The organism is Vibrio fortis (assembly GCF_024347475.1).
In the GTDB taxonomy this organism is placed as follows: Bacteria; Pseudomonadota; Gammaproteobacteria; order Enterobacterales; family Vibrionaceae; genus Vibrio; species Vibrio fortis.
The window spans coordinates 261,120-277,815 of record NZ_AP025487.1 but is presented as its reverse complement, the minus strand read 5'-3'; the positions used below and the strand labels follow the sequence as shown (position 1 = coordinate 277,815).

The 16,696-nt window shown below is 46.5% G+C and carries 13 protein-coding genes and 14 tRNA genes; 9 read left to right on the top strand and 18 right to left on the bottom strand.

Going from position 1 to position 16,696, the window contains the following annotated elements; genetic code table 11:
* Positions 1 to 4 precede the first annotated feature (4 nt).
* Positions 5 to 1,735 (bottom strand): N-acetylmuramoyl-L-alanine amidase, encoded by a 1,731-nt coding sequence (locus OCV50_RS01320; RefSeq protein ID WP_261903518.1) that lies wholly within the window; start codon positions 1,733 to 1,735, stop codon positions 5 to 7.
* Positions 1,729 to 2,193, bottom strand: a complete 465-nt coding sequence (gene tsaE, locus OCV50_RS01315) for a tRNA (adenosine(37)-N6)-threonylcarbamoyltransferase complex ATPase subunit type 1 TsaE (RefSeq protein ID WP_150872913.1) — start codon at positions 2,191 to 2,193, stop codon at positions 1,729 to 1,731. Before tsaE ends, OCV50_RS01320 begins: the two co-directional genes overlap by 7 nt.
* A gap of 210 nt (positions 2,194 to 2,403) precedes the next feature.
* Here tsaE and queG point away from each other — a divergent pair, with 210 nt between their 5' ends.
* Positions 2,404 to 3,585: a tRNA epoxyqueuosine(34) reductase QueG gene (queG, locus tag OCV50_RS01310; RefSeq protein WP_261903517.1), complete on the top strand. Its 1,182-nt coding sequence runs from the start codon at positions 2,404 to 2,406 to the stop codon at positions 3,583 to 3,585.
* A 703-nt stretch (positions 3,586 to 4,288) separates the two neighbouring features.
* Here queG and OCV50_RS01305 read toward each other — a convergent pair.
* The 15 genes from OCV50_RS01305 to orn all read right to left on the bottom strand — a co-directional run bounded on the left by OCV50_RS01305 (position 4,289) and on the right by orn (position 6,600).
* Positions 4,289 to 4,364: transfer RNA gene (locus OCV50_RS01305), tRNA-Gly, on the bottom strand.
* 33 nt (positions 4,365 to 4,397) lie between these two features.
* Positions 4,398 to 4,474: transfer RNA gene (locus OCV50_RS01300), tRNA-Met, on the bottom strand.
* A 39-nt stretch (positions 4,475 to 4,513) separates the two neighbouring features.
* Positions 4,514 to 4,589 (bottom strand) — tRNA-Gly (locus OCV50_RS01295).
* Between the two features lie 32 nt (positions 4,590 to 4,621).
* A tRNA-Met gene (locus OCV50_RS01290) sits at positions 4,622 to 4,698 on the bottom strand.
* A 39-nt stretch (positions 4,699 to 4,737) separates the two neighbouring features.
* Positions 4,738 to 4,813, bottom strand: a tRNA-Gly gene (locus OCV50_RS01285).
* Between the two features lie 31 nt (positions 4,814 to 4,844).
* Positions 4,845 to 4,921, bottom strand: a tRNA-Met gene (locus OCV50_RS01280).
* 39 nt (positions 4,922 to 4,960) lie between these two features.
* A tRNA-Gly gene (locus OCV50_RS01275) sits at positions 4,961 to 5,036 on the bottom strand.
* Between the two features lie 32 nt (positions 5,037 to 5,068).
* Positions 5,069 to 5,145: transfer RNA gene (locus OCV50_RS01270), tRNA-Met, on the bottom strand.
* 39 nt (positions 5,146 to 5,184) lie between these two features.
* Positions 5,185 to 5,260, bottom strand: a tRNA-Gly gene (locus OCV50_RS01265).
* Between the two features lie 54 nt (positions 5,261 to 5,314).
* A tRNA-Gly gene (locus OCV50_RS01260) sits at positions 5,315 to 5,390 on the bottom strand.
* Positions 5,391 to 5,444: 54 nt separating this feature from the next.
* A tRNA-Gly gene (locus tag OCV50_RS01255) sits at positions 5,445 to 5,520 on the bottom strand.
* Positions 5,521 to 5,574: 54 nt separating this feature from the next.
* Positions 5,575 to 5,650: transfer RNA gene (locus OCV50_RS01250), tRNA-Gly, on the bottom strand.
* 32 nt (positions 5,651 to 5,682) lie between these two features.
* Positions 5,683 to 5,759: transfer RNA gene (locus OCV50_RS01245), tRNA-Met, on the bottom strand.
* Between the two features lie 39 nt (positions 5,760 to 5,798).
* Positions 5,799 to 5,874: transfer RNA gene (locus OCV50_RS01240), tRNA-Gly, on the bottom strand.
* Between the two features lie 180 nt (positions 5,875 to 6,054).
* Positions 6,055 to 6,600 (bottom strand): oligoribonuclease, encoded by a 546-nt coding sequence (gene orn, locus OCV50_RS01235; RefSeq protein ID WP_239842307.1) that lies wholly within the window; start codon positions 6,598 to 6,600, stop codon positions 6,055 to 6,057.
* Between the two features lie 152 nt (positions 6,601 to 6,752).
* Here orn and rsgA point away from each other — a divergent pair, with 152 nt between their 5' ends.
* The 4 genes from rsgA to OCV50_RS01215 all read left to right on the top strand — a co-directional run bounded on the left by rsgA (position 6,753) and on the right by OCV50_RS01215 (position 11,581).
* Positions 6,753 to 7,808 carry a small ribosomal subunit biogenesis GTPase RsgA gene (gene rsgA / locus OCV50_RS01230; protein WP_239842306.1) on the top strand — a complete coding sequence of 352 codons (1,056 nt, stop codon included), beginning with the start codon at positions 6,753 to 6,755 and terminating at the stop codon, positions 7,806 to 7,808.
* A 148-nt stretch (positions 7,809 to 7,956) separates the two neighbouring features.
* Positions 7,957 to 8,877 carry an archaetidylserine decarboxylase gene (gene asd / locus OCV50_RS01225; protein ID WP_239842305.1) on the top strand — a complete coding sequence of 307 codons (921 nt, stop codon included), beginning with the start codon at positions 7,957 to 7,959 and terminating at the stop codon, positions 8,875 to 8,877.
* A gap of 218 nt (positions 8,878 to 9,095) precedes the next feature.
* Entirely contained in the window at positions 9,096 to 10,511 is a 1,416-nt protein-coding gene (locus OCV50_RS01220; RefSeq protein ID WP_261903516.1) for an SLC13 family permease, read from the top strand.
* A gap of 182 nt (positions 10,512 to 10,693) precedes the next feature.
* Complete coding sequence (locus tag OCV50_RS01215; protein WP_261903515.1) at positions 10,694 to 11,581, top strand: DMT family transporter; 888 nt, start codon at positions 10,694 to 10,696, stop codon at positions 11,579 to 11,581.
* A gap of 40 nt (positions 11,582 to 11,621) precedes the next feature.
* On the opposite strand, the gene epmA is transcribed toward OCV50_RS01215, so the two are convergent.
* Positions 11,622 to 12,596 (bottom strand): elongation factor P--(R)-beta-lysine ligase, encoded by a 975-nt coding sequence (gene epmA, locus OCV50_RS01210; RefSeq protein ID WP_261903514.1) that lies wholly within the window; start codon positions 12,594 to 12,596, stop codon positions 11,622 to 11,624.
* 429 nt (positions 12,597 to 13,025) lie between these two features.
* On the opposite strand from epmA, the gene frdA reads away from it, so the two are divergent.
* From frdA to frdD, 4 genes are read left to right on the top strand one after another with little or no spacing between them, the layout of a single operon-like run.
* On the top strand, positions 13,026 to 14,843 hold the full coding sequence (gene frdA / locus OCV50_RS01205) for a fumarate reductase (quinol) flavoprotein subunit (protein ID WP_261903513.1): 1,818 nt from the start codon (positions 13,026 to 13,028) through the stop codon (positions 14,841 to 14,843).
* Complete coding sequence (locus OCV50_RS01200; protein WP_261903512.1) at positions 14,843 to 15,607, top strand: succinate dehydrogenase/fumarate reductase iron-sulfur subunit; 765 nt, start codon at positions 14,843 to 14,845, stop codon at positions 15,605 to 15,607. Before frdA ends, OCV50_RS01200 begins: the two co-directional genes overlap by 1 nt.
* A gap of 1 nt (position 15,608) precedes the next feature.
* Positions 15,609 to 15,992 carry a fumarate reductase subunit FrdC gene (gene frdC, locus OCV50_RS01195; RefSeq protein ID WP_261903511.1) on the top strand — a complete coding sequence of 128 codons (384 nt, stop codon included), beginning with the start codon at positions 15,609 to 15,611 and terminating at the stop codon, positions 15,990 to 15,992.
* Positions 15,993 to 16,003: 11 nt separating this feature from the next.
* The gene (gene frdD, locus OCV50_RS01190) at positions 16,004 to 16,381 is read left to right on the top strand and encodes a fumarate reductase subunit FrdD (RefSeq protein ID WP_150872923.1); all 378 of its coding nucleotides are present in this window, start codon (positions 16,004 to 16,006) and stop codon (positions 16,379 to 16,381) included.
* Positions 16,382 to 16,696 lie beyond the last annotated feature (315 nt).

Below are 16,696 nucleotides of genomic sequence, written 5' to 3'. Positions count from 1 at the left end.
CTCTCTACTTATGCGGAATAACCAACACTTGCCCAACGGCCAAGCCATCAGAGCGCAGTTTGTTCGCCTTGCGGATACTCTCTACTGTTACCCCATATTTAGAGGCAATCTTACCAAGATAGTCTCCACGTACGACTTTGTGTTTACGCAGCGGCAACGCCTTAACGCTAACTGTAATCTTAAGTTTTTGACCAACCTTAACGACGTCAGATCTTAAGTTGTTCTCACGTTTAATGGCTGCAACACTGACGCCGTACTTATTGGCAATGCTACCTAAGAACTCGCCACGCTGAACCACGTGAGTAAGAGTGCGTTGTTCAACAGCGTTACTTGTACTCTGTTTCGCGCCCGGTACCTTTAACTTCTGGCCAATCGCTAAGCTTGTCGATTTCAGGTTGTTCATGGTCACTAAGTTTTGAGTGGTAGTACCGTACTTCTTAGCGATCACAGACAACGACTCACCGCGCGCCACCTTATGAGTAGTAGTGGAAGCGACAGGGGCTGACGTCGGTCTTGCATTGTTAGACAGCACGATACCTTCTGGCGGGTTCGCTTTCAGGTATTTCACTACTGCAGTAGTAATCGCCGTTGCTAACTTGTCTTGGTGCGAGCGTTGGAACAACAACTTCTCTTCCGTCGGGTTAGAAATAAAACCAGTTTCAACCAGTACCGAAGGAATTTGTGGTGAGCGCAATACCGCTAGACTGGTATTGATTGGCTTACGGTTATGCAGCTTTGCCACTTTACCCATCTCGGACAGGATTTCCGTTGCCAATTTGTAGCCCTCTTTTTGAGAGTGACTAAATTGCAGGTCTAACAGAGTTTGGTTAACGTTCTTATCATCGATATTGTTGGTGAAAGCCGCTCCGCCTCCGCCAAGTAATTCAGATTGTTTCTCTTTGTTCTCAATCCAACGGGAGATCTCGGTATTGGCACGACGAGTGTTGAGTACAAACACTGAACCACCACGAGGTTGAGGAGTCGTGAATGCGTCGGCGTGAATCGAGATCAACAGATGCGCTTCATTTTCACGAGCAATCGCAACACGGCGGTTCAAGTTAACGAAGTAATCGGCATTTCGCGTCATTCGAGTTTTCACGCCTGGTACCGCATCCAACTTAGCCGCAACTTTACGAGAAATACTTAAGACGGTATTTTTCTCATATTTCCCTGAAGGGCCGATTGAGCCTGGATCTTCACCACCATGCCCTGGATCGATCACGATCAAGATATCTTTCTTGCGCTGAACTTGATCAATGCTCTTACTCACCGTTGAACTGCTCGAAGAGCTTGAGCTAGACGATGATTTTTTCGTTTCACCATGTGGAAGATCGATCACTAAGCGGTGACCATATTGCCCGCCTGGGGTTGGACTCAGTTTGAAAATCTCGGCTTTGGTCGATTTTTTCAATTCGAAGACTAATCGATAAGTCGTTTTTTCAGGAGGAGAGCTCTTACGGATTTTTTTTAATACCGGGCTATCTGTAACAGTGACCGGTAATTTAGTCGCGAGGTTGGTGCGCTTAAGATCAACCACCAAACGGTTGGGGCTGGTCAAAGTAAAATAACTAAAATCTGCTTCAGACTTTAGATCAATAACAACTCGGGTTTCTTCAGGAGAAGGCCATACACGCAACCCTTTCAGAGAGTTCGCAGCAGCAAGGGAAGAAAACAGTAATGAGAAAACAGCGGCCATCATGGCCACTGTGGAAAGAAGGCGTTTAGAAATCAACATAACTCCAACTGACTAAGTAAGCGTTGTCCATATTCACTGTTAGCGGTTAAAGAGACGACTCGATGATCATCTTGGTAACGGATATCGATATCAAGATCGGCTTCAGGCAATAAACCTTCCCCTTTCTCTGGCCATTCAACTAAACAAATAGCATCAGGAGTGAAGTAGTCACGGATTCCCATAAACTCTAGCTCTTCAGGATCGGCAAGGCGGTATAGGTCAAAGTGATATACCTGCCAATCTGCCAATTGATATGGTTCAACCAGAGTATACGTTGGGCTCTTTACATTTCCTTGATGGCCAAGCGCTTTTACAAAGCCACGACTGAACGTCGTTTTACCTGCGCCAAGATCGCCATGCAAATAGATAGTGGTTTGCTGTGAGCATAGATTTGAAAGCTCCGTCCCCAGTTGAATCGTTGCTTGCTCATCTTTCAAAGTAAATTGTTTCGTGCTCATGAATACGTTCTCTAAAAATCGATCGTTGACTATATAAAAATCAAAAGAACAAGAATAGTAAACCGTGAAGGTTTTGAGAGACAAGCATTCAAGTGTAAGTAATATGAAAAATCGCCAGGAATTTGCCTCTGTTCTGGTCAATGCTATTAAGATCCGTTAAGATCCGCCCCCATTTTCGCTCATGCCACGATAAAAAGTTGTTACTAAGCTATGAATTTAGACCACCTCGCTGAACAAATTAAAACTTGGGGACAAGAGCTCGGCTTCCAAAAGGTGGGAATTTGTGACGTCGATTTAAGTGAGCATGAACCTGCGTTACAAGCATGGCTAGACGCTGGTTACCATGGTGACATGGACTGGATGGCACGCCACGGCATGATGCGTGCGAGACCTGATGAATTACACCCAGGCACCATTCGTGTGATCAGCGCGCGCATGAACTACCTCCCGCCTGAAGCACAGTTCGCGACCAACCTTGCTGACAACACACAAGGTTATATCAGTCGTTACGCGCTAGGCCGTGACTACCACAAACTGTTTCGCAATCAGTTAAAAAAGCTCGGTCAAAAAATCGAAAAAGAGACTGAAGGCCTAGATTATCGTCCATTCGTCGACTCCGCCCCGATCTTAGAACGACCACTAGCTCAAAAGGCTGGCCTAGGTTGGACGGGTAAACACTCACTGATCCTAGATAAAGAAGCGGGTTCATGGTTTTTCCTTGGCGAGCTACTGGTCAATATTCCGCTGCCTGTGGATGAGCCGAATACGGAAGAGTGTGGCAAATGCACGGCTTGCATGACATCTTGTCCAACCGGTGCCATCGTCGAAGAGGGGATTGTGGATGCTCGTCGCTGTATCTCTTATCTAACCATCGAGTTCGATGGCGTTATCCCGCTTGAATTTCGTGAAGCCATTGGCAATCGAATCTATGGTTGTGATGACTGCCAATTAGTTTGCCCTTGGAATCGACATGCTGATGTCAGCAAGCAAAGCGACTTTCATCGCCGTGAAGCATTCCAAGATATCGATTTAGTCACACTCGCAAGCTGGGATGAGGCAACCTTTCTGAAAAAGATGGAAGGTTCTGCGATTCGACGCATTGGACATACGCAATGGCTACGAAATTTATTCGTCGCGATGGGGAATGCACCTTTCCAACAACGCATCATTGATATTTTGGAGTCTCATTTAGGTAACAGTGAGATGCTCGATGAACATATCCAATGGGCGTTAGAGAAGCAGAATCAACAATTGCCAAGTTCAGTACAAGCTAGTCTTTCAGCAATTCCTTCTCTTTCAGAAAACGCTTCTAAAGAGTCTGTGAATAAGATTGAGAGCAAGAAGAAGCGACTGATTCGAATTGTAGAGAAAGGCCTACCAAGAGACGCTTAGTACATTCACCATGAATATCCGTCGATAAGCTTGATATATAAAGGTTAGCGGCAAAATGACGGTAAGCTGTTTCATAGAATTCAAGCACAATGTTTGACCTTGTTCTCAAATTTTATAATGTGGAAAAAAATTTAAATTCCCTCAAACTTTCCACATGGCAGCAAAGTTAAACACAGTTCAGATAAATGACTAAGATCAATAAACAACAAGTTAACGATCCTCAAAGCAACCTACCTAACCAAACAAAATTAATTAAAAACAACAACTTAAAACAAAATCAAACAATTTAGAGAAATTATATCAGAAAGGATCTTTTCAGTAGCACTTGAGAATTAAGGCTGAAATAACTTTATCAACCAAGTTATCCACATCAAATAAAGTGTGGATAAGTCTGTTTACAGATGTGAAAAACCTCAGATATCTTCTTTAGAAACCTGATAGTTATTAGCATTCCATTAGCTAAGACAAATTTGAGACAAAAAAATATCCACCAAGTGTATTGGAGGATTGTTTTCTTTTTTAAGGGATGATGCTTCGCAGCATTAAAGAAAGAGCTTAGGCTTAAAGCCTATATCCAAGCTAGATAGCTTAGAAAGAAATTGGAGCGACATACGAGGTTCCCGATCTTCAAGGCTTAGGCGTGACCTCAACCTTGGCAAGGATTGCACTCTGCCAGAATGCCCTTCATGTACAACTCTAAAAATGGAGCGACACACGAGGTTCGAACTCGTGACCTCAACCTTGGCAAGGTTGCGCTCTACCAGCTGAGCTAGTGTCGCATAAGTTAACCGCTATTGCGTTTAACTGTAATGTGGTTGCGGGAGCCGGATTTGAACCGACGACCTTCGGGTTATGAGCCCGACGAGCTACCAAGCTGCTCCATCCCGCGTCCGGATGTCATTGTTAAGCACAATGAAAGCTATCAATTTGGAGCGACACACGAGGTTCGAACTCGTGACCTCAACCTTGGCAAGGTTGCGCTCTACCAGCTGAGCTAGTGTCGCATAGTTAACCGCTAATGCGTTTAACTGTAATGTGGTTGCGGGAGCCGGATTTGAACCGACGACCTTCGGGTTATGAGCCCGACGAGCTACCAAGCTGCTCCATCCCGCGTCCGGATGTCATTGTTAAGCACAATGAAAGCTATCAAATTGGAGCGACACACGAGGTTCGAACTCGTGACCTCAACCTTGGCAAGGTTGCGCTCTACCAGCTGAGCTAGTGTCGCATAGTTACCGCTATTGCGTTTAACTGTAATGTGGTTGCGGGAGCCGGATTTGAACCGACGACCTTCGGGTTATGAGCCCGACGAGCTACCAAGCTGCTCCATCCCGCGTCCGGATGTCATTGTTGAGCACAATGAAAGCTATCAAATTGGAGCGACACACGAGGTTCGAACTCGTGACCTCAACCTTGGCAAGGTTGCGCTCTACCAGCTGAGCTAGTGTCGCATAGTTAACCGCTAATGCGTTTAACTGTAATGTGGTTGCGGGAGCCGGATTTGAACCGACGACCTTCGGGTTATGAGCCCGACGAGCTACCAAGCTGCTCCATCCCGCGTCCGGATGTCATTGTTGAGCACAATGAAAGCTATCAAATTGGAGCGACACACGAGGTTCGAACTCGTGACCTCAACCTTGGCAAGGTTGCGCTCTACCAGCTGAGCTAGTGTCGCATCACGGAAAGGTCTTTCACCTTTCGATTACCGCTTTCACGTTAATCTACAAATTGGAGCGACACACGAGGTTCGAACTCGTGACCTCAACCTTGGCAAGGTTGCGCTCTACCAGCTGAGCTAGTGTCGCATCACGGAAAGGTCTTTCACCTTTCGATTACCGCTTTCGCGTTAATCTACAAATTGGAGCGACACACGAGGTTCGAACTCGTGACCTCAACCTTGGCAAGGTTGCGCTCTACCAGCTGAGCTAGTGTCGCATCACGGAAAGGTCTTTCACCTTTCGATTATCGCTTTCGCGTTAATCTTCAAATTGGAGCGACACACGAGGTTCGAACTCGTGACCTCAACCTTGGCAAGGTTGCGCTCTACCAGCTGAGCTAGTGTCGCATAGTTAACCGCTATTGCGTTTAACTGTAATGTGGTTGCGGGAGCCGGATTTGAACCGACGACCTTCGGGTTATGAGCCCGACGAGCTACCAAGCTGCTCCATCCCGCGTCCGGATGTCATTGTTAAGCACAATGAAAGCTATCAAATTGGAGCGACACACGAGGTTCGAACTCGTGACCTCAACCTTGGCAAGGTTGCGCTCTACCAGCTGAGCTAGTGTCGCATTCTGAAAACGTCTTTCGCCGTTCAGGGCTGCGAATTATAAGAGCATTTTTTTGTGATGCAAGTCCTTAATGCAAAATTCTGCAACTTTTTCGTCAAGTGCTGAAAAAGCACACAGAATTTCAAAAAAATGTTGATTTCGCAGCCAGATAATCAATTCAAAACAATCATTTTGAATCAATTAGATATTGATGATCGTCTTACGGTAGTACTGAAGTTCAGCAATTGACTCACGAATGTCATCTAAGGCTAAGTGACTACCAGATTTAGTAAAGCCATCTAATACTTCAGGTTTCCAACGACGTGTGAGCTCTTTCAAAGTGCTCACATCGATGTAGCGGTAGTGAAAGTATTCTTCAAGTTCAGGCATGTGTTTGTATAAAAAGCGACGATCTTGGCCAATACTGTTGCCACAAATCGGTGATTTACCTTTCGGCACCCACTTTTCAAGAAACTCGATCGTTTGAGCAATCGCGTCTTGTTCCGTTACTGTACTCTCTTTCACACGCTTAACTAAGCCACTGCCCGTATGCGTCGTCGTACACCACTCATCCATTTTATCCAGCTCGCTGTCTGGTTGATGAATAGCTAATACAGGGCCTTCAGCAAGAATGTTAAGCTCACTATCGGTAACGATAGAAGCAATTTCAATGATTTTATGAGTTTCAGGATCAAGTCCCGTCATCTCTAGATCAACCCATATTAGGTTCTGATCGCTAAAGGACATAATGGCGCTGCCTATTTGTTTGCGTGTAAAAGAGGTACTATACCCAAATAAGTATACTCAAACTAGGTTTTGTACCGTGGAAATATCATGGCAACAAGCTCAGTTACGACGAGTTCCCTATCATCAAGTTAGATGTGTTTAAGTAGAAAATTGTGGCGAAAAAGAAAAAGTTAACCAAAGGTCAAGTACGACGCGTACGCAGTAACCAAAAGAAACGACTCAAGCAGGAAGACTCTGTTCAGTGGGATGAGAGCATGCTCGGTGGCACCAAGAGTGGCCTTGTAATCACTCGATTTGGTCAACATGCGGACATTGAAGACGTAGAAACCAATGAGATTCACCGTTGTAACTTACGTCGCGGTATCGAAAGCTTGGTCTCTGGCGACCGAGTGATCTGGCGTGCAGGTCTTGAATCAATGGCTGGCATCTCAGGTGTGGTTGAGGCCGTTGAGCCACGTACTTCTATTCTAACGCGTCCAGACTACTACGATGGTTTGAAGCCTGTAGCCGCTAACGTTGATCAGATGGTTATTGTGTCTGCGGTATTGCCAGAGCTGTCTTTGAATATTATCGACCGTTACCTGATCGCATCTGACACATTAAGCATCGCACCGCTGATTGTACTGAACAAAGTTGATCTACTCAGCGAAGAACAGCTTACAGAATACAAACAGACCCTGACCATCTATGAAGAGATTGGTTACAAGGTTCTATTTGTGAGTAAAGAAACTGGTTATGGCATTGCTGAGCTTGAAGCAGAGCTAGCAAACCGCATCAACATCTTTGTTGGTCAGTCAGGTGTAGGCAAATCAAGCCTAGTTAACGCACTGATGCCAACGCTTGATATCGAAGAAGGCGCGGTTTCAGAAAACTCAGGTCTTGGTCAGCACACCACTACCGCAGCGCGTCTATATCACTTCCCATCGGGCGGTGACCTAATTGACTCTCCAGGAGTTCGCGAGTTTGGTTTATGGCACTTAGAGCCAGAAGCCATCACCGAAGCCTTTGTTGAGTTCAAGCCATATCTTGGTGGTTGTAAGTTCCGCGACTGTAAACACAATGATGACCCAGGTTGTATCCTTCGCGAAGCGGTTGAGGATGGCAAGATCAGCCGTATTCGCTTTGAGAACTATCACCGCATCATTGAGAGCATGGTTGAAAACAAGGCCAACCGACAGTACTCAAGAAACAAGAAGGCTGATCTTTAAGGCCGTTTTTGTGAATAACTCTCAGCAGTTGCAACCAAAGTTTGCGCACTTGCTGACAATTGGCGCGATATTGAGTAACATCTCGCGCCCTAAAGCGTCATTAACTGATTTTCATTGAAGAAATACACAACATTGGAATATTAATACAATGGATAAGATCAAAGTTGGATTGCAGTACTGGATTCCACAACATGGACTGACTCGTCTGGTCGGTAAACTAGCGTCAGCTAAAGCGGGCGGTTTAACCACAGCGATCATCAACTGGTTCATCAAGCAGTACAAAGTGAACATGGATGAAGCCCTTCACAGCGATCCAAAACACTTCAAGACCTTCAACGAGTTCTTCGTACGTGAGCTTAAAGAAGGCATGCGTCCAATCGCAGAAGGCGAATCTGTCATTGTGCACCCAGCCGATGCACGCGTAAGCCAATTTGGCCCGATTACAGATGGCAAACTGATCCAAGCGAAAGGTCATGATTTCTCAGCGCGCGAACTACTAGGTGGCGACGCTAACCTAGCTGAAGAGTTTAAAGACGGTGAATTCGCGACTCTGTACCTATCACCAAGTGATTACCACCGCGTTCATATGCCGTGCGACGGTACACTGCGCCAGATGATCTACGTTCCAGGTGATCTGTTCTCTGTAAACCCACTAACAGCCGAAAACGTTCCTAACCTATTTGCTCGTAATGAGCGTGTAGTGTGTATCTTCGATACTGAATTTGGCCCAATGGCACAAGTTCTGGTCGGTGCAACAATCGTAGGTAGTATTGAGCAAGTTTGGGCTGGCACCATTACACCACCGCGCGGTAACACGGTTTACAAATGGGATTACCCAGCAGAAGGTGACAAAGCAGTTATCCTGAAAAAAGGCGAAGAGATGGGCCGTTTCAAGCTAGGCTCAACTGTTATCAACCTATTTGCTAAAGATGCCATCAAGTTCGATGAGAGCATGGCAAACGGTGAGAAAACAGTTCTAGGTACGCCTTACGCGCACATCGCGTCAGCAGAAGCAGAAGCAGAAGCAGAAGCAGAAAACGTACAAGCAGACGACGCTGAGCAAGAATAATCTCTAGTGATTCGTTGATATTGAAAGGTGAGCTCATGGCTCACCTTTTTTGTATCTACGGCCGACTCAACTTGAAAGCCCGTTAACAAATATTGACCAAAAGCAAAACAGTTGCCGAAAAGTTAAACGACTTTGCAATTTTATAACCATCACCCAAGTATCCAAAAATCAGATAACTTACTCTATTTGTAGATATTTCTTCATAGGGTTTCCTTCACATGCCTAAGCTCAATGTTGGCGTTCTCGTTAAATTGCTGATCTGCTTTGCAATTCCGTTAGGTGTGCTTTTTATGCCTATCGACTCCATTCCCATTGACGATTTGACCTTAATTCAACATCGTCTGTTGGCTATCTTCCTACTCGCTGCTCTACTTTGGGTTTTGGAGCCTGTTCCTGTTTTTGCGACCTCGATCCTGATCATCACCCTTGAAGTGATCATGATATCCGACAAAGGCTTGCACCTATTCAGACAGCCACCAGCCGGCCATGATTTAGGGGAACTGATCAAATACACCGATATCTTCAGCGCCTTCTCTTCGCCAATCATCATTCTATTCATGGGTGGTTTTGCATTGGCGATCGCGGCGTCTAAGTATGAGTTGGATAACAACTTAGCGCGCGTTCTTCTGAAACCTTTTGGGACAGAACCTCGCTACATCATGCTCGGACTGATGCTGATCACCGCGGTATTTTCAATGTTCATGTCGAATACCGCGACTACGGTGATGATGCTCGCGCTGCTTGGCCCGATTGTCGCATCCGCACCGAAAGGAGATTTAGGTATTAAAGCCTTAGTATTGTGTATTCCAATCGCGGCTAATACGGGGGGTATTGCAACGCCGATCGGGACACCACCGAACGCAATAGCATTGCAATACCTGACCGGAGAAAACACCATCGACTTCCTCAGCTGGATGATGATGGGTCTGCCTTTTGTAATTATCCAGCTGACGATTGCTTGGGTTCTGTTGCAGAAGTTTTTTCCGTCCCAACAGAAGAACATGGTGTTAAGACTCGATGGTCAGTTTAAAAAGAGTTGGCGCGCTATCGTGGTTTACGTCACCTTTGCGGCAACGATTCTGTTGTGGATGACGACCAAATTGCACGGCATGAACACCTATGTAGTTTCTATCATTCCACTGGCTGTGTTCACCTTAACCGGCATCATGGGTAAAGAAGAGCTCAAACTGATTAACTGGGACGTTTTGTGGTTGGTTGCCGGTGGTATCGCGATTGGCATTGGGTTAGACAAGACTGGATTGGCAGCCGCACTGGCGCACGCGATTGATTATGAATCCCTCTCTCCTGCGGCTGTCGTTCTGACTCTATCGATTGTGTGTTGGTTGATGGCGAACTTCATGTCCAATACTGCAACAGCTAACTTATTGATGCCGATTGCGGCGGCTATTGGGGCATCTATGGAGAGCTTGGCTGCGATCGGTGGCTTACAAGGACTGCTCGTCGTTGTCGCCTTCTCAGCTTCCCTCGGCATGATTCTACCCGTCTCAACACCACCAAACTCGCTCGCCTACTCGACCGGCCTTATCGAAAGCAAAGACATGGCGAAAATGGGCGTTATCTTAGGTGTTGTGGGTCTTGCTATTGTCTACCTAGCAATGTTCTTATTCGTCTAACCAAACTCGCCGCAGTCCGATAAAACATCGGGCTGCGGCTTATGTTCTCTATCGATAACTCATATCCATCAAATTTCTGCGAATGGACTGTTTGACGCTAAACCTTTTCTCCCTCGGTTCTTTTCTAACTAAAGGCTTTCAGGCATATTAGATTTCTTCGCTTTTTTACATGGATGTGAGCAATGGGATTTGAATGGTTGGCCTTAGCTGCGGCTTTTTTGTGGGCGATTGCCAGCTTGATGTCGGTGAAACCGGCTCAGCACTTAGGGTCATTCGCTTATAGTCGCTGGCGGATGGGTTGCACTGCCATCATGCTCTCAACTATGGCTTGGATCACCGGTGGTTGGGCAACCGTAGAAACAGACTTAATCACGCCAATGATGCTGTCAGGTTTGATTGGTATCTTTATTGGTGACACCGCCCTATTTGCTTGTTTGAACCGAATGGGACCACGCCAAGCCGGTTTACTGTTCTCTTGTCACGCCGTGTTTTCTGCCATTTTTGGCTACTTCCTGTTTAGTGAAAGCATGACTAGCCTGGAGCTCATCGGCTCTGCGCTGGTGTTTAGTGGTGTACTCACTGCTATTTTCTTCGGCCGTAAAGGGCAAGCAAACAACCAGTTTGAGACCATCAAAGGCACGGTTTGGATTGGTGTGGCTTTGGGGCTAACCGCGGCAATTTGCCAGGCATTGGGTGGTATTATCGCCAAACCCGTGATGCAGACGAACATCGACCCCGTTGCTGCCTCGGCCATTCGAATGATCACCGCGTTTATCGCCCACTCACTATTTCGATTAACAGGAGCAAGGTTGTCGCGCGCGGTCAATCCAATCAACGGCAACATACTTTTCATTACTGCGATTAACGGCTTTCTCGCGATGGCGGTAGGGATGACGCTGATTCTCTATGCACTGCAAGAAGGGAATGTCGGAATGGTGGCACTGTTATCATCAACAACGCCGATCATGCTGCTGCCTATTTTATGGATTTATACTAAGCAAAGACCGAACGCCTACGCTTGGATTGGCGCGATTGTCGCCGTAGTGGGAACGGGTATATTAGTCAGCTAACCTGACGTAACCAGAATTAGCTGACTCTAAAAAGCAAGCGTTAAGCGCGTGGGAAAGGAAATGCCGTCACTTCGTCGATATGATCATGCCCCATTGCTAGCATGATTAATCGGTCTATACCTAGTGCTACACCTGCACAACTTGGTAAACCCGACTTCAACGCTTCAATAAGGTGGTAATCGATCGGTTGTGGCTCCAACCCCATCTCGATACGCTTTTGATTGTCTTCTTCAAAGCGCTGTAACTGCTCTTGCGGGTTATCCAATTCGTGGAACCCGTTCGCCAACTCAATGCCTTTAAAGTAAACCTCGAAGCGATCAGCTACGCGATTGTCTTGTAGGTTAATCTTAGCCAGTGCAGCTTGAGACGCTGGGAAGTCATAAACAAAAGCCGGTACTTGCTGGCCAACTTTAGGCTCCACGCCGATGCTAAACAGAAGCTGCAACAAAGTGTCTCTGTCTTGTTCCGGTTCCGCAATATCACTCAGGCCTAATTTGCCTGCACACACTTTCAGCTCTGCCATTGAACCTTCCAGTGGGCACACTCCTAGCACAGCAAGAAATGCGTTTTGATAGGTCATGCGCTCTGCCTTGCCCGATTTCAGAACTAGCTGAAGCAAGTCATCCATCTCATCCATTAATTTATGATGATCGAAACCTACTCGATACCACTCCAACATCATAAATTCAGGGTTGTGGTAACGACCGTTCTCTTCATTACGAAAGGCTTTAGCTATTTGATAGATACAACCGCTGCCTGCCGCCAAAAGACGTTTCATGTGAAATTCTGGGCTGGTCATGAAAAACAGCTTTTGACCATCTGCATACCCAGGGCCAACAAACTCCGTTTTGAAAGTGTGTAAATGCACATCGGTGACGGTCGCGTGGCTCATCGCAGGCGTGTCGACCTCCATTACGTCACGCTCAAAAAAGAAGTTTCTGATCTGACGAATCAATAAAGCACGTTGTTTCAACTGCTTAATCGGCGCAGCTGGCTGCCAGTTAGCTTGGTTCATGATTTTAGGATTACCCACTGAAATAACTGGGGCGAAAGATACCGTTTGTTTAGCAAAAGATCATCTTTTCTTAATGCTCAGTTATCAGAAGGTTTATAACACTGACATTGATGGTTAACGCGAATAATAATCAACAAAATCAATAATAAACCACTCAATATCGCCGCATTAATCAACACCTTCTTTTATCTGTAGCACGCAACAAATTCTTGCCGTGATTGCAGTCACAGATCCCATAAAGTTTATGCTCTCACTTGCACTACCGAAGCAAAACACTAAATAAATCAATTTTTGAAATCACGTCATCTCATACACTGAACCTACCACTTAAGGCTTAGGGGTGCTAAATGGTTCCTACTATTTAGAACTTCCTAAATTGGCTTTTTATAATAACAAGCGGAAAACTCCGCATCACACTGGAGGATAACTGTGAAGACAATTACCACAGATATCGCAGTCATCGGCGCAGGCGGCGCTGGTCTTCGTACTGCTATTGCAGCGGCTGAAGCTAATCCTGAATTAGAAGTAGCACTGATTTCTAAAGTTTACCCAATGCGTTCGCACACGGTAGCGGCAGAAGGCGGTTCAGCGGCAGTAATCAAGGACGAAGATAGCCTAGATAACCACTTCAACGATACGGTTGGCGGTGGCGACTGGCTATGTGAACAGGATGTTGTTGAATACTTTGTTGAGAACGCGACTCGCGAAATGATCCAAATGGAGCAATGGGGCTGCCCATGGAGTCGTAAAGAAAACGGTGAAGTAAACGTACGCCGATTCGGCGGTATGAAGGTAGAGAGAACGTGGTTCGCAGCGGATAAAACCGGCTTCCACATGCTTCATACTCTGTTCCAGACTTCGATGAAGTACGACCAAATCAAACGATTTGATGAGTACTTTGTGGTGGATTTGATCGTTGAAGAAGGTGAAGTACAAGGCCTTATCGCGATTCACATGTCTGAAGGTGAGCTTGTTACCATCAAGGCGAAATCTGTTGTGCTAGCAACCGGTGGTGCAGGTCGTGTTTATCACTGCAACACTAACGGCGGCATTGTAACAGGCGACGGTATGGCAATGGCTTATCGCCACGGTGTACCACTACGTGATATGGAGTTCGTTCAATACCACCCAACCGGCCTACCAGGCACTGGCATCTTGATGACTGAAGGTTGTCGTGGTGAAGGCGGTATCATCGTCAATAAGAACGGCTACCGTTACCTACAAGATTACGGCATGGGCCCTGAAACGCCAGTGGGCGAGCCGAAAAACAAATACATGGAACTGGGTCCTCGCGACAAAGTTTCTCAAGCATTCTGGCACGAGCAGCAGAAAGGCAACACCATCAAGCACCCTCTTGGTGATGTGGTGCACCTTGACCTTCGCCACCTTGGTGAAGAGTACCTGCAAGAGCGTCTACCGTTCATCTGTGAGCTAGCGAAAGCTTACGTAAACGTTGACCCTGCAAAAGAGCCAATCCCAATTCGCCCAACGGTTCACTACACCATGGGTGGTATCGAAACCAACGGTCAATGTGAGACTCGCATTAAAGGTCTATTCGCGGTTGGTGAGTGTGCGTCTGTTGGTCTGCATGGTGCAAACCGCCTAGGTTCAAACTCTCTTGCTGAGTTCGTGGTATTTGGTCGCGTAGCGGGTGAACACGCGGTGCAACGCGCAGCTGAGTTCAAAGGCTGGAATGAAGAGTCTATCGCTAAACAAGTGAAAGCAGTCGAAGATCGCATCGCAGCGCTAATGAACCAAGAAGGCGACGAAAACTGGGCAGATATCCGTACTGAAATGGGTCATACCATGGAAGCAGGTTGTGGTATCTACCGTCAAGAAGACTTGATGCAAGCAACCATCGACAAGATCACTGAACTTAAGCAACGTTACAAGAAGATCAGCATTAAAGACAAAGGTAAAGTGTTCAACACTGACCTACTTTACGCTATCGAAGTGGGCTACGGCCTAGAAGTGGCGGAAGCGATGGTTCACTCAGCGATCCTTCGTAAAGAGTCTCGCGGTGCACACCAACGTCTAGACGACAACTGCACTGAGCGTGATGACGTGAACTTCCTAAAACACTCTCTATCTTTCTTCAACGAAGATGCAGCACCAACCATCGACTACAGCGACGTTAAGATCACCAAGTCTCAACCGAAAGCTCGTCTGTATGGTGAAGCAGCAGAGAAAGCGGCAGCCGCTGAAAAAGCAGCTCAAGATGAGAACCGTGAAGAGGAGAAAGCGTAATGTCAGCAAACCGTATCCAAAAAGTAGACATTCTGCGCTACGACCCAGAGAAAGATGCAGAACCTTACATGCAAACTTTCGAAGTGCCATTTGATGAAACGATGTCTGTGTTAGACGCCATTGGTTACATCAAAGACAACCTAGATAAAGATCTGTCATATCGCTGGTCTTGTCGTATGGCGATTTGTGGTTCTTGCGGCATCATGGTTGATGGCGTGCCAAAACTAGCCTGTAAGAGCTTCTTACGTGACTACCCGAACGGCCTGACTATCGAACCATTGGCTAACTTCCCAATCGAGAAAGATTTGATTGTCGACATGACGCCGTTCATCGAGCGCCTAGAAGCGATTAAGCCTTACATCATTGGTAACGACCGTAAGCCAGAAGATGGCACTAACCTGCAAACACCAGAGCAGATGGCGAAATACAAACAGTTCGCTGGCTGTATCAACTGTGGTCTTTGCTATGCAGCGTGTCCTCAGTTCGGTCTCAACCCAGAGTTCATTGGCCCTGCGGCACTGACTCTTGCACACCGTTACAACCTAGACAGCCGTGATAATGGTAAAGATGAGCGTATGAAGCTTATCAACGGTGAAAACGGTGCTTGGGGTTGTACGTTCGTGGGTTACTGTTCTGAAGTGTGTCCGAAGAAAGTAGACCCAGCAGCGGCGGTTAACCAAGGCAAAGTTGAGTCTTCAATGGACTTCGTTATCTCAATGTTCAAACCTGACGGTACGCCAGCGAAAGCGGCAGAGGAGGCATAAGATGAGCAACCGTAAACCTTATGTTCGCGAAATGAACCGTACGTGGTGGAGCAACCATCCGTTCTACCGCTTCTACATGCTACGTGAAGCAACGGTACTGCCACTTGTGCTATTCACGGTGTTCTTGACCTTTGGTCTAGGCGCGCTTGTGAAAGGGCCTGAGTCTTGGCAAACATGGCTAGATTTCATGGCGAACCCTTTAATCGTCGGTATTAACATCGTCGCGCTACTGGGTAGCCTGCTTCATGCTCAAACTTTCTTTAGCATGATGCCTCAGGTAATGCCGATCCGCATCAAAGGCAAACTGCTCGATAAAAAACTTATCGTACTAGGCCAATGGGCAGCGGTAGCCTTTATCTCATTAATCGTTCTTGTTGTGGTTTAAGGAGCTGAATTATGAACCCAAGTTACAAAGTAAATCGTGCTCCTAAACGTTCTGACGAGCCAATCTGGTGGGGCCTATTTGGCGCTGGCGGCACGTGGTTTGCGATGATCACCCCAATCACGATTCTGGTATTAGGCATCTTAGTGCCAATGGGCATTATCGACGCAGAAGCGATGAGCTACGAGCGTGTGTCTGGCTTCGCTACCAGCATCATTGGTGGTCTATTTGTGATTGGCACACTAGCTCTACCTATGTGGCACGCAATGCACCGTGTTCACCACGGCATGCACGACCTTAAGTTCCACACAGGTGTTGTAGGTAAGGTTGCATGCTACGCATTCGCAGGCTTAATCAGCGCATTGGCTGTGATCTTTGTGTTTATGATTTAAGAGCAGATGCGGGTTTCGAGTAATCGAGATGCGAAAAGCTTAAGAGCGAAAAGACTAAAAGCAGAACAGGGGTATCTTGTTCTGCTTTTTTATTCTTTATTGAATATCTTATCTCTGGTTCTGTTCCGTTCTTCGAACCCTTTATCTCGTTTACTCGCATCTGCTTCGTACCCCGTTACTCTCACCTGCTCTTCATATCCCGCATCTCCTATACTCTAATCTGCTCTTCAAGCTCTTCGAATCCCGTATCTCGCTTACTCGAATCTATCCTTTTCGCTTACATTACTTACGCGGCCTTACACCTCGAAAACTCAC